Source organism: Providencia sp. PROV175, assembly GCF_032707045.1.
Lineage (GTDB): Bacteria > Pseudomonadota > Gammaproteobacteria > Enterobacterales > Enterobacteriaceae > Providencia > Providencia hangzhouensis.
On the sequence record NZ_CP120533.1, the window covers coordinates 712,718 to 726,324 of the forward strand.

Below are 13,607 nucleotides of genomic sequence, written 5' to 3' on the forward strand. Positions count from 1 at the left end.
TAATTAAGGCGTCATCATAAATACTTTTGAATTTCGCCCTAAATATTGACGAGCTAAACGATTAATATCTTCAACTGTAAGTTGGTGAATAATATCTAGCTGTTGGTTTAAACGCTGGTATTGTCCATCATCGGCGGCAATTTGCGCCAGCGCTTCAGTCCAGTAACTTGAACTATCCGTCACTTGTGAGTTTTCCGTTAGCCAAATATTTTTCGCTTCGGTTAACTCTTTTTCACTTATACCTGTTTGACGAATTTGGCCTATTGTTTTTTGGGCGATTTGCGTCATTTCTTCAGCGCGTTCAGGTGAGGTGGTGAAATTTAACCGAGCAAGGTAATAAGGTTGCGGTTTCTTCGCTAACATCTGTGAAAAACCTAATGCATAAATTCCGCTAGCTTTCTCTCGTAATTCACCGCGCAAGCGCTGGCTAACAATGGTATCGATTAATTGAATCGCTAAGCTGTCTTGTTGGTTCCACACCGCAGGTGAAGCAAATTGAATGCTGACCATGCTTTTATCACTGCTGCTGATGGGATACGTTTTATTAAAGCTGGCCATTTTTGGCATGATCCCTTGGTCGCGGGATACCAGCTTTTGGTTACTTTGTGGTAATGATGCAACCCATTGCTCTAACAGGGGTTTTAGCTCACGGCTATTCATTGCACCTGTAATGACCAGTGTCATATCTGCTGTTGAGGTGAGTAATTGACGGTTGGCTTGTTGTAACTGCTGAGCCGTAAATTGTTGCCAGCTACCCTGTGGATTGATCACTAAAAATTCACCATGGGTATAGCTTTCTTGATTGATATTATCAAGGAACGTGCGTTCTACGGGGGTCTTGGATAAATTTAATGCAAAGGATTGTTTTTGTTGCTCTAACTTTTCACCACTAAATTGCGGCGCTGTTAGCTTCAGGTTGAGTAGCTGTAGCGCTGTTTCAAGGTTATCAACAGGGGTTTTCCCACGAAAACCATGCGTGAGCAATTCGCTGTATGGGCGAACGCTAATTTGGTTTTGCTTTGCCAGCAGAGCCAGATCGCGAGCGCTGTAGTTTCCATAACCGCTGCTTTCCGGTAGTTTTAACGCCCAGTCGGTTAAACCTGCCGTTTGCAGCGTTTCTAACGAGCGGCCGCCCGGTAATTGCAAGTTAAATTGAATGTCATCTTTCAGGTTTTTATCTGTTTTAACAATTACCTGAATGCCATTACTTAGTGTCCAGTGTTCCGTTTTTTCAACGGGGAGCTTAGATTGCTCAACAATACTACCTTTTATGGATTGAGGTAATTGCAATTGAATTGCTTTGGAGCGCAGTGTAAATGGCCCCGGTGTGCTTTGGCGTATTTTAAGCCATTGTTGATTAAATGCTGATTTATCCATTGTCGCGGCATCTGTATCCGGTCCAATTAATGCTAAACGCGGGGAGGCGGTTTGTAGGAATTTAGCGACATGTTGTTGTAAATCCTGCGGTTTGACAGACTTTATCAATTGGTAGCTGTTATCTAACTGCTGGCGCTTATTCCACATCGGCATGTCGTATTCAAGTGCCGTAGTGAGTTGCCCCGCTAAATATTCATTGCTATAACGTTGTTCTGAAGCGGCTTGCAGGCTAAATTTTTTCAGCATGGCTTGCTTTGCAGAATCAAGTTCTTCTTGGGTAACTGGCTCAGTAGCAAGGCGTTGTAGCTCTGTAAATAAAATCTCAGTCGCACCTTGGTAATCATTACCTTTCGGGTGGATGATCATCAACTGTTGTAAGCGCTGGTTATCTAACATTGCTCCTTGTTCATTGATGCTAATCGACGGCAAAATGCCGTTATCCACCATAACGGAGAAACGTTGGTTTAAAATGGCCAACCAGAGGTTATCCAGTAAATCTTCCGACTGCCCTAAACGGGTATTTAGCGGTGCGCTAACATCCTTTTGTAAGGCAAATTGCACATAACGCGCCCCTTGCTCTTTATCAAATACACCTTGCACTAACATATTGGTTGAATGGGTAAATTGTTTCCATTGCGGGTTATCTTCTGCCACTTTTTTGGGTTTAGGGAGCGCAAATAAATTATCAACCTGATTGCGTACTGATGAACTATTGAAATCACCAATAATTAATAGTGACATTCGCTGAGGCTGATACCATGTTTGATAATAGTCTTTCGCTTGCTCAATCGGAGCATTGCGTACCACATCTAATGAGCCAATTGGGTTGCGATCGACGTAACGGCTACCGTGGTAGCGTAATTTTTCTAAGCTGTCATTGATGCGATAGCCCATCCCTTGGCGTAAGCGCCACTCTTCGACAATTACAGGGCGCTCTTTTTCAAAGGCTTCTTGGTCAAAGGTCATATTTGACGCCCAATCGGCCATCACTTGTAAGCCTGTGGCGACTTGTGCTGTCGTGGCTTCGGGGAGTGATAATTTATATAGCGTGGAATTTAAACTCGTAATGGCATTCACATGGCTACCGAGTTTAAGCCCTTGGTGTTCCAGCTGTTTGAACCCCGTGGTTCCCGGAAAATGTTTGGTGCCTTTAAACGCCATATGTTCAGTAAAGTGTGCGAGGCCAAGCTGCTGTTCATTTTCTTGTAATGAGCCGCTACTGACCAATAAACGCAGTTCAACTCCGGGTTGATTACGTTGCAGAAGGTAAACTTGTAGCCCATTGTCGAGTTGATAGTGTTGAAGGTCACCGCGCACAGGTAACAGTGAGGTTGAATTTTGGCTCACCGATGTACTGCCTGCGCAGCCACCGAGCAGAATGCTTATTAATGTGGCGAAGGTAATTTTATGAAGCATATTCAGGCGTTCCTGTATTTAAGGATTTTTCACTCGCAGGTTCAACGAGCAATATTTGTTGTTCCGCAAATTGAGCAACGAAGCTTTGATGGCTAACCAAAACAATGGCGCTGTCATGTAACTCAGCTTTCAATAGAGCGAGGAGTTCTAATGCGCTGTTTTCATCAAGGGCGGAGGTGGTTTCATCCAATAAAAGCAGTTTTGGTCGGTTGAGCAATAAACGCGCAAACATAATGCGCTGCTGTTCTCCACCAGATAGGCGGTTGTTCCAATCGGTTTCGAGTGCTAATTGATGATGCAGTTTTTCCAAACCGACTAACATCAATGCATATTGAAAATCTTGCTGGCTAAATTGGGATGCCGCTTTGGGATAAGCTAATAAGCTATCAAGCCGACTAATTGGTAAATAGAGACGCTGTGGGATCCACATGACTTTTTCTGTTCGGCTGATAGTACCGTTAAAGAAAGGCCAATGCCCACTTAGCGTGCGTAATAAGGTGGATTTACCAACACCAGAACGGCCACTAATCAAGGTTAATTCGCCTTGTTTGGCGGTTATATTCACGGAATTAATTAAGCAGCGGTTGTCTGCGGTAGAAACGGATAATTTAGCCACCAGAGGTAGCGATTTTTCGTCGATAGTAACCACCGCTTTGTTATCGTTTTCCAATAAAACCACAAAGTTATATAAACGAGAGACCGTCGCTTGCCATGCGGCAATTTCTTTATAGGCAAAAATAAACCAACCGAGTGAAGTCGCAACACTGGTAAAGGCTTGGCGCAATTGCATTAAGCCACCTAACATGATTTCACCCGCAAGGAATTTAGGCAGTGCGAGTAATACAGGCGCTAAAGCGGTAACTTGTTGGTAACCCACTGTATAAAAAGATAAATTTCTTTCACAGCGAATAAGGCGGTTCCAGTTGCTGATAATTTCACCAAAGCGACCCATCAGTTCTTTTCTATCTTGAGTTTCACCGCGTTGCCCTGCGATGGCATCACCGTGTTGGCGGCAATTAATTAGCGAGCTACGGTAATCCGCTTCGCGGCGCTGCTTATCCATATGCAAACGGCGTAGCGGAAAACCTATCCATTGGGTAAGTGCAATACCAATAAGGGTATAAATAATACAAGCCCAGAACATATACCCGGGGATGGTCCAGTCGCTATCGGCAAAATTAAACGACAGGCTACCGGAAAGCGTCCAAAGAATGGCGGCAAATGAAATCAGCGTTAGCATTGAGTGGAGGAATGTCACCACTAAATTTAATGTTGATTCAATCAGTAAACGGATATCTTCAGCGATACGTTGGTCTGGGTTATCGGGTTCTTGAGACGTTAATCTTAAGAGGTAATGTTTGCTGTTGGGCGATAACCAACGGCGGAGTACTTGCTCAGTCATGCCTTTGCGCCAGCGGATAATCAGCATTTGTTTTAGGTAATTACCCATAACGACGACAAAAATCAGCCCACTAACTAAGATCACAAAGTACTGCAACAGTCCATATAGGGCTTGGCCGTCGAGTTTTTGTAGGGCGTTATAAAAGTCGCCGTTCCACATGTTCATTTTGACGTTGAACCACACCGAGGACAAGGTGAGCCCGAGTGAGGCAAACAGCAGTATCCAGCACAAAAGGGCAGCACGCTGCCCCCAAAAAGGTTTAACTAAATAGAAAAATTGTTTCAGTGTCTTCATGACGTTTTATTCATTTGTTGTTTTAATTGCTTAACGAGTTTTATTGCTCACATTGCTGGGAATTACAGGTCGTAATTGACTTGTAACCAGAACTGACGGCCCGGGTCGTAAGAGTTAATAACTCGGTTATCGAACATAAATCGGTCAGTAATGTTTTTATTATTCAATACGTTATTTACTTCTACAGAGAAACCGAAACCGTAGGCGAAATCAGGCTTCCAGCCTAGGCGAGTATCCCACGTATATTTACTAGCAAATTTTTGTTTGCTGTATTTACGAATTTGTCCCACTTCAGGATCGGTATAATAGTCATTGTCATAACGAACGGCTTGGTCACGAGCACCCCACCATTGCAGACGGTTATACCAAGTGACATCGTAATCATCCCAAACACTGGTTAGCTCTAAATTAAGTTTAATGGGGGAGTTGAAACTAGTAGATGGTAGCTTGGATGCATCGATCACTTTGCCGTCATACCAAACTTTGTTGAGGTTAACTTTATTGGCTGGGTCGAATGAATTATAGCCTGAATCTTTTGGCGTATTACTTTCACTTTGCTGCCAAGTAAAGGAGGCATTCATCACGTGAGAGGCTTGTGCCCATTCCCACGGTTGACTATTTTTTACGGATAATGTCACTGTATCGTGAGAACTACGACCACCATTATCATACATACGAATGCTACGTTTATTGGCATCCGTTGAATTGTATTTAGTACGAGTTCTGACTTCGTCATAACCTTCACGGTGTACATATTGTAGACGCCATGTGGTTGACATTACTTCTTGTTGTAAGGCAAGCGTTAACTCATCGTTATAGGGGGTTTTAAGTGAATCAACACCCTCATAATCACGTTCATCAGTCCATTCATTGGTGTTAGGATCAATTCCACAGAACATATAACAGTTTTGCATTCCTGCATTTTGAGCACCATACAACGCATAGGTAAGCATTGAGCGGCCGTAGTAGCGGTTAGCCCCTGCAATTAGTAAGGTTTCATTATTACCAAAAACATCATAAGTCCCAGTGATACGAGGGGCGATATTGGTACGATTAACGAAATCATCACGGTCAAGGCGAATCCCTGGGCGTAGGTTTAATTTGCCATACTGTAAATTGTCATCTAAAAAAATTGCATAGCTGGTGTAATCAGCCGAGTGTGTACCAGATTGGAAGCGAGTGATATGATCGGCGGAACCAATCCATTGAATATTGTCTGCTGTGCCGATGAAACGATAGCGATAGTAATCTTTATCGCGCTTATAAGTCCCCTTGGTATAAGAAACCTCAGAACCTAATGTGGGTTGGTGTGTAATACCGAAACCATCTTCCATTGGGTTGAAACGCATTATGGCTTTAGCAGTATGAATATTTTGTTTTGTTGTTAAGTCACCTTGCCCGCCACTACGCAGTGATTGAGGATTTTTCCAATAGCTGTAGTCTAGAAGTTCAACATAATCTTGTTGGTCGTTTTTTCTATCATCTTCTAATGTTTGGGTGCTGGCAGTTAGCTCTAATTTACCGATGTCATAATCATGTTTGAATACACCCGTAAATCCAAGTCCATCATGGGTACTGTCATAGCCTGAATTTAAGACAGAGCTAGCAAATAAATAACTGTTATATTTAGCATAATTGATAGATAGATCTAATGAGCTATGCGGCGATAAATCCGCTGAATATTTTAGGAAAAAATTATCCGAATCTCTTTTTTGTTTACGAGTTCCTTCAGGCGAATAAATCTCTTCCAATTCCCCTGAACTATTCAATGTAACGCCTGTTCCTCCGGTCGCTGTCATCGGAATAGTCGAACTACGACGTGAAGCGGAGAAAACTAATCCTGAATTTTCACTCACTCCTAATTCAAACCAGCCACCAAAGTCATTTTTATCATAGCGGTTTTGGAAACGAGCAGGATTTGCCGTATCATTTTTGGTAGTATCAATCCCTTGAGATGAATCGTGGAACAAATTATTCCAACCGGAACGGGTTAAGCGGTAATAGGCGTGAGCGCTATTTTCCCCTTGCCAGCGACGGCTATTGACTTCCACCGTTCCCCCCGTAAATCCGCCAAATTCGACTGGAATGTTATTGTCATACACTGTCATGCTGTCGATAAGGCGGCTATCGATATAGATCCCTTGGTCGCTACTGCTCAGGCGGGTTGAAGTTTCACCGAGACCGTTGTCTGCAGGGTCAAAATCGTTGTTAAAGCTTACGCCATCAAGGCGATAGGCGTTTTGGTAGCTGCTTGATCCGTGAATAGAAATACGGGAAGGTTTGATTTCCCCTTGGTTCATTGAGTTGCTGTCATTATTGGCAAATTGGACAGCAGGGTTAGTTTTCATCAAATCCGTAATATTGCCATCACCCGTATTTCTTTGGCTAATTTCTTCAGACGTCACGTATTGCGGTGCTGATATCACATCTGTCGCGGGGTGGTTCTGAACAACGCCAGAGACTTGGGTTTCTGGTAATACCAATGTGCCTTGGCTTAAATTTTGCTGACGAATAACGAAAACACCATTTTCATTGATTAACTCTAATCCGCTACCGATGAGTATTTTTTGTAATGCGGTTTGTGCGGAGTAGTTGCCAGACAATGCAGGTGCGCGTAAGCCACTTAATTGGCCTTTATCATAGAGCAATTGGATTTGCCCTTGGCGGCTAATTTCAGCCACTGAGGTCGCCAGTGATTGTTCTGGTAATGAAAAATTCATTTCTTGCGCGAAGGCAACTTGACAAGTAATAGCACTACTGACCGCCACAGCAAGGGCGAGCGGCCTTAATCGGCGTTGAGTAAACTGAATAGACATGGATATCCCTTATTCTTAAGCTGCACAAAAAGTGTGCGAAAATAGGTCAGCAAAATGATGACTAATTAAGAAGAGGGTGAAATGAGAATTATCCTCACCTGCAAATGAAAATATTTTTTATTTATTTTTTTTGTTTTGGATAATCAATACGTTATTTTTGTCTCGATAGACGACTTGTACCGGAAGTAATGAAGGAAGGGCTTGAAAAAACTGTTCTGGCTGATGGGTATTGATGCGACCTGAGATTTTACTCTTCGCTAATTGAGAGGGAGAAAGCTCGATATTTATCGATGAATAGTTTTTAAGTTCATCGAGGACTTCTGAAAGTGGTTTATCGACAAAAATTAATTCACCAAAACGCCAACGAGCCACATCTAGCGGGTTGATGTGTTGGCGAGCGATTGGGCTGTTCGGCGATTGACTGACTGCACTGTCACCAGCAAGTAGGAAAACGGGTTGTTTGCTTGCGGCATCTTCAAAGCTGACAATGCCTTGGCTGACATTCACAGCAACTTGCTGAGCCACTTTGTTAACTTCAAATTCGGTTCCTACCACTTGAATACGCCGGTTATCAGCTTGAATTATAAAAGGCCGATAGGGGTTGGATTTGACTTTAAAATAAACATTTCCCTGTTCCAGATACAGGTTACGTATTGGAGTTTCATAGGCAACATGAATCCGGGTATTGCGGTTAAGAAACAGCTGGGAACCATCAGGTAAAGTAACTTCTTTAGGCGTATCCGTTGCCACTAAGGTCATATTATTGAGCAACATCGAAGGTAAGTGGCTGTATGGCAAAAACAAAATAGCCGCAATAAAAAATGCTGCTAAGGTATTGCCCAAAGGGCGCCATAAGCGAAAAAAAGGGCGTTTTTCCTTGGGAAGTATTGTGCTAGCAGGGCGCGGCATGTGATCAAAATCGCGCCATAGTCCAGCAATGGCATCATACGCTTTTGCATGTTCAGGTGATGCAGCAATCCATTGTTTGAATTGCTCTGTTTCAAGGGCGCTGATACGTTGGCTGTGCATGCGGGTAAACCACAGCGCAGCTTCTTCATCAATGCGTCTTTCATCATCTGATGTTTGCAAAGAGTCGTGTGTCATTACGAATTATTGCCCTGATTATCAAGGTGTTTTTTACAGTGAACAAGCGCCGCCGCAATATGTTTTTCCACCATACTGATTGAAATTTCCATTCGCTCAGCAATCTCGCTTTGAGATAAGCCATCAAAACGATACAGCAAAAATGCTTCTCGTCGACGGGGGGGTAACGTTTCAAGCGCTTCGCTCAGCCGTTGGATGCGTTGCTGATGTTCCAAGATTTCACTGGGGTCAGCTTGGCTCTGTTCAAAATGTGGCTCATGAGTAACATCATCAATGGATGTTTCTGATTTAGTTTGGCGCTGGTTACGTCGCCAATGGTCAATCAAAACATGATTCGCAATTTTAAACAGATAAGCGCGGCTCTCTTTTACAGGCGTTTGTTCTTTACGGTTTAGCCATAGTGTAAACACATCCTGTGATAAATCATCAGCATCGTTGCTGTTATCTAGCCGATTGCGGAAAAAGCGCACAAGTTGGCTATATGTTGACTGATACGCACCGCTAATTTTACGGGCAAGAGATTTATCAATAGTCATTTTACTGGTGTTAATGTCATAAAAGAGCACAGTTGTGCTGATTAATAATCTGCTCAGATTACTTTATTATTTAAATCAATAATTTATTTTAATAATTGTGTTTTTACTAATAATAATGAATATCATTTTTGTTTGTATTATGCCTATAATCTGCAAAAAATAAAGTCGTGAGGCAGAATATGAGCAGTATGACGGGCCAGTTAGAGCGCCCGATTTTCCGTCCACTAGGCGGTTTGGTTTTAAGTTGTCTTTTCCATGGAACACTGGCAATCATTTTTATTGGATGGTTTACCTCTTCAATTCCTAAGACCGGGGTATTACCACCAGCAATCTCGTTGCAGCTGGGTGTTTATCAGCTTGAACAGCAGGCTGAGCCTGAAATCAATCATGCCCCTAAACAACACATGACGACGCGTGAGGAATCATTACCTGAAGTGGTTGAAAAGGTGGATAAATTACCTGAAACTGCGATCGTAGATAATGGCACATTGACGAAAGTCAGTGAGAAAAAACGACCACCAAAAAAGACAATTCCACAAGAGAAAAAAGTGATCGACGAAGCACCTGTAACTACGCAGGAGTCGATGGTGACTTCCGCCCCTGCATCAGGGAGTGAATCCAGTAGCAGTGCGAATTTCTCCAGTAATGCGTCTGCGGCAGTGAGTGGGCACCAAGGCTGGCAAAGTGAGGTTCATCAGCGGATAGCCAAGACCAAACGCTATCCACGTGCAGCGTTGCGTTACCGCTCAACTGGGGTCTCTCATATAAAAGTGGTTTTGGATAGTCGGGGTGAAGTGATTGCCGCCAGCTTATTGAATTCATCCGGTACGAAAATATTGGATAAAGAAGCGTTGGCGACAATTTCACGTGCTGCGCCTTTTCCTACCCCGCCAGAAACATTGTTGGTAGATGGCCGGGTCGAGTTTATTGCGCCAATCGTGTTCGATACAACGTCTATTTAAATTCAACTCAATAGCCCTTTTTAGGGCTATTTATCAGGTGAATTTGGTCTGTTTTTTGGGGTCGGTCGCTTAGGGCGATAAGGACGAGGTTCTTTTTTTCGTTTTAAACGCGCTGGCTTAGCGGCTGGCGTTCCTTTGCTCTCTTGCTTGCCATCTTCATTACTGTCGTCATCTCCATTATCATCTTGATTTTCCTCTGTATTAACGACGAGCGGAGGGGCTTGCTTGTGGCCTTTCTTTTTCTTTAAACGCAGTAATGTATTTGCTAAAACGAAGCCAATACATAAGGCAAGTAGAATAAAAATTCGTAATACATTGGTGCTGTTATCCGCTTGTTGAATTTCAGCGGCAAGGAGCTCCGTATCAATGGTTAAACGCAAATAGCCTTTCGGCTCTTTTGTGCCTTGGATGGGAACGACAAGCTGGTATTGAAAGTTTTGTAATGAGGAGTTGTCATCGATGGCCAGCCGTTCTTTCACCGTTGTCGGCTCACCGACTTGAGTGATTAGTGTGCCACTGGCAGTATAGATACTGGCATCTAAAATATACCTATCTTTCACTACGTTATTTAAATTGGCATTAATTCGCTCTAAATTAAAATCTTTACTGCCGGGAACAATATAATCAGATAAGCTGAAAGCAACTTGCTCAGCAAGAACATAAGTCAATTGTTTAAATTGCTCAATTCTGCCTTGGTTTTGGCTATTTCCTAAATAAGAAATACCATGCATAAGTAAAGTTACCAGCGCAACGCAGATAACGATAATGACTGTTTTGTGGAGCCTAAAGGTAAGTTTCATTGCTTTATTGGTGCTCTCGACTTATTTTGAGTATAAAGATGCCGTTATACTTTAGCTAATATGGGGTTATCTTCAGTTTTAACAGTAAATACATAAGGTCACAAAGCCTTAAAATTTAGTATAGTGGCTTCGTTCGGCTGCTCGCAACTTATCATTATAAAAAAGTTACACTCTAAATAATTCGAGTTGTATGTAGGCGACAAACGAAGATAGTCCGATGAGCATACATAAGTATGTGATTCGGCTAGCTGAGCGTAGTCAACAACCAGACAACTTGAAGTATGACGAGTATATCGATTACAGGAGCTAATTTTCATGTCAACGAGCTTGACCTATTGTTATCTACCCGACGAAATCCAAAAATGGCCAGGGTTGCCATTGTCATTAAGTGGTGAAGAAGTGATGCCATTGGATTATCGTGCTGGGGACAGTGGGTGGTTACTATATGGCCGCGGCTTAGATAAAGCGCGGATCAGTAATTTCCAACAGCGATTAGGGATCGCTATCGTAATTGTCTCTTCGTGGCGTATTGATGACTACCAAGTGGTTAGAATCGCTGGGAGTATTACACCTCGAATTAAAAAACTCGCTGACGAATGTTTATTAGATGTCGTGCCATTAGGGCAAATTCCACGTTTGCGCTCACCGGGTCTATTACTGATGGATATGGACTCGACAGCGATTCAAATTGAATGTATCGATGAAATTGCTCGCTTAGCAGGGGTAGGGGAGCAGGTTGCTGAAGTGACCGAGCGAGCTATGCTAGGGGAACTCGATTTTACGGAAAGTTTACGAGCACGCGTTAGCTTACTTGAAGGTGCCGACGCCGCTATTCTTGACCAAGTGATGGAAACATTACCTTTAATGCCAGGTTTAACGAACCTTGTGCGTAAGTTACAAGCGATGAATTGGCACATTGCGATAGCCTCCGGCGGTTTTACTTTCTTTGCGGATAATTTACGCCAACGGCTAAAATTGGTAGCTGCAGTTGCTAACCAGCTAGAAGTGAAAAACGGTAAGTTAACAGGCAAAGTCAAAGGCCCAATTGTAGATGCTAAATATAAAGCGCAAACCTTGATCAAACTGGCGGAAAAACTGGAAATTCCCATTGAGCAAACTGTTGCCATTGGTGACGGGGCAAATGACCTGAAAATGATCCGTAAAGCAGGGCTGGGTATTGCGTATCATGCGAAACCAAAGGTATATGCAAGGGCGAAGGTTGCGATTCGTCATGCAGATCTGATGGGGGTGATGTGTGTGTTGAGTGGTGGCCTCAAACACGAAGAACGCTAATATTCGTCATGGATTGCGCTGTAGCTGTGTTGGCCGCGCTCGCTAACCCTAGTCACATACTTGCGTATGCTCCTAGGGCTTAGCTTTACTTGCCGCCTTGCTACAACACCATCCATTTTGAAGATTAAGCCAAATTAGTATTCAAAATTTTAAGATCATTTTGAGTGCTGTGGTTCGTCGGTTGTAATACAGAATAATTTTAAGAGGAGTTTGCTGTGGCAAAAGGGGTTAAAAGGGCGTTTGTCTGTAATGATTGCGGGGCGGACTATCCGCGTTGGCAAGGGCAGTGTAGTGCTTGCCATGCATGGAATACGATTACGGAAATGCGTCTGGCCTCAACAAGCTCTTCATCACGTACTGACCGCTTAACGGGGTATGCAGGGAATGCGGCTGGGGTAAGTAAGGTTCAGAAGCTATCTGAAATTAGCCTCGAAGAATTGCCTCGTTTTACTACAGGGTTTAAAGAGTTTGATCGCGTGCTCGGTGGGGGAGTCGTACCGGGCAGTGCCATCCTCATTGGGGGGAACCCGGGAGCCGGTAAAAGTACCTTATTGCTGCAAACCATGTGCTTATTGTCACGTGAAATGAAAACCCTGTACGTCACAGGGGAAGAATCACTTCAACAAGTGGCGATGCGAGCACACCGTTTAGGGCTACCGACTGACTCACTCAATATGCTGTCAGAAACCAGTATTGAGCAAATTTGCTTAACCGCAGAGCAAGAACAACCCAAACTGATGGTGATTGACTCCATCCAAGTGATGCATATGGCAGATATTCAATCCTCTCCGGGCAGTGTGGCACAAGTCAGGGAAACCGCGGCTTACCTTACCCGTTTTGCGAAAACCCGTGGCGTTGCCATTATTATGGTTGGCCACGTCACTAAAGATGGCTCATTAGCAGGACCTAAAGTCCTCGAACACTGTATTGACTGTTCTATCATGCTAGATGGCGATGCGGATAACCGCTTTCGTACCTTACGTAGCCATAAAAACCGCTTTGGGGCAGTCAATGAGTTAGGCGTATTTGCCATGACAGAACAAGGGCTTAAAGAGGTCAGTAATCCTTCTGCAATTTTCCTAAGTCGTGGTGACGAAATTACCTCAGGTAGCTCCGTGATGGTAGTATGGGAAGGGACAAGGCCGCTGCTGGTGGAGATCCAAGCGCTAGTAGACCATTCGATGATGTCTAACCCACGGCGTGTTGCGGTCGGGCTTGAACAAAACCGTTTGGCCATTTTATTGGCAGTATTACACCGTCATGGTGGCTTGCAAATGTCAGATCAAGACGTTTTTGTCAACGTCGTGGGTGGGGTAAAAGTAACTGAAACCAGTGCGGATTTAGCACTATTACTTTCTTTGGTTTCGAGTTTTCGTGACCGCCCATTACCTAGAGATCTGGTGGTCTTTGGTGAGGTGGGGCTTGCAGGGGAAATTCGCCCAGTTCCAAGTGGTCAGGAACGTATCTCTGAAGCAGCAAAACATGGTTTTAAGCGTGCTATTGTGCCCCATGCGAATATGCCAAAGAAATCACCGCCAGATATGAAAGTGTATGGCGTGAAAAAGTTAGCGGACGCATTAAGTATTTTGGATGAACTATAAGCTTTT

General features: G+C 43.6%; 9 protein-coding genes. 3 read left to right on the forward strand and 6 right to left on the reverse strand.

What is annotated here, in order from left to right:
• Nucleotides 1–3 precede the first annotated feature (3 nt).
• From P3L44_RS03025 to P3L44_RS03045, 5 genes are all read right to left on the reverse strand, one after another.
• Nucleotides 4–2,793 (reverse strand): M16 family metallopeptidase, encoded by a 2,790-nt coding sequence (locus tag P3L44_RS03025; protein WP_272661693.1) that lies wholly within the window; start codon nt 2,791–2,793, stop codon nt 4–6.
• On the reverse strand, nt 2,783–4,489 hold the full coding sequence (locus tag P3L44_RS03030) for an ABC transporter ATP-binding protein/permease (protein ID WP_272661692.1): 1,707 nt from the start codon (nt 4,487–4,489) through the stop codon (nt 2,783–2,785). The genes P3L44_RS03025 and P3L44_RS03030 overlap by 11 nt, the downstream gene beginning before the upstream one ends.
• 62 nt (nt 4,490–4,551) lie before the next feature.
• On the reverse strand, nt 4,552–7,305 hold the full coding sequence (locus tag P3L44_RS03035) for a secretin and TonB N-terminal domain-containing protein (RefSeq protein ID WP_272661691.1): 2,754 nt from the start codon (nt 7,303–7,305) through the stop codon (nt 4,552–4,554).
• A gap of 117 nt (nt 7,306–7,422) precedes the next feature.
• Nucleotides 7,423–8,409: a FecR family protein gene (locus P3L44_RS03040; RefSeq protein ID WP_272661690.1), complete on the reverse strand. Its 987-nt coding sequence runs from the start codon at nt 8,407–8,409 to the stop codon at nt 7,423–7,425.
• Nucleotides 8,409–8,945 (reverse strand): RNA polymerase sigma factor, encoded by a 537-nt coding sequence (locus tag P3L44_RS03045; protein ID WP_096864546.1) that lies wholly within the window; start codon nt 8,943–8,945, stop codon nt 8,409–8,411. Before P3L44_RS03045 ends, P3L44_RS03040 begins: the two co-directional genes overlap by 1 nt.
• 179 nt (nt 8,946–9,124) lie before the next feature.
• Between P3L44_RS03045 and P3L44_RS03050 the strand changes: the two genes are divergently transcribed.
• The gene (locus P3L44_RS03050; RefSeq protein ID WP_036958564.1) at nt 9,125–9,907 is read left to right on the forward strand and encodes an energy transducer TonB; all 783 of its coding nucleotides are present in this window, start codon (nt 9,125–9,127) and stop codon (nt 9,905–9,907) included.
• Between the two features lie 26 nt (nt 9,908–9,933).
• Here P3L44_RS03050 and P3L44_RS03055 read toward each other — a convergent pair whose 3' ends face one another.
• Complete coding sequence (locus P3L44_RS03055; protein ID WP_140172065.1) at nt 9,934–10,707, reverse strand: AhpA/YtjB family protein; 774 nt, start codon at nt 10,705–10,707, stop codon at nt 9,934–9,936.
• A gap of 315 nt (nt 10,708–11,022) precedes the next feature.
• Here P3L44_RS03055 and serB point away from each other — a divergent pair, with 315 nt between their 5' ends.
• Together serB and radA are read left to right on the forward strand one after the other, a co-directional pair.
• On the forward strand, nt 11,023–12,000 hold the full coding sequence (gene serB / locus P3L44_RS03060; protein WP_094962739.1) for a phosphoserine phosphatase: 978 nt from the start codon (nt 11,023–11,025) through the stop codon (nt 11,998–12,000).
• Between the two features lie 215 nt (nt 12,001–12,215).
• Nucleotides 12,216–13,601 carry a DNA repair protein RadA gene (radA, locus tag P3L44_RS03065; RefSeq protein WP_140172066.1) on the forward strand — a complete coding sequence of 462 codons (1,386 nt, stop codon included), beginning with the start codon at nt 12,216–12,218 and terminating at the stop codon, nt 13,599–13,601.
• The last annotated feature ends 6 nt before the right edge of the window (nt 13,602–13,607 follow it).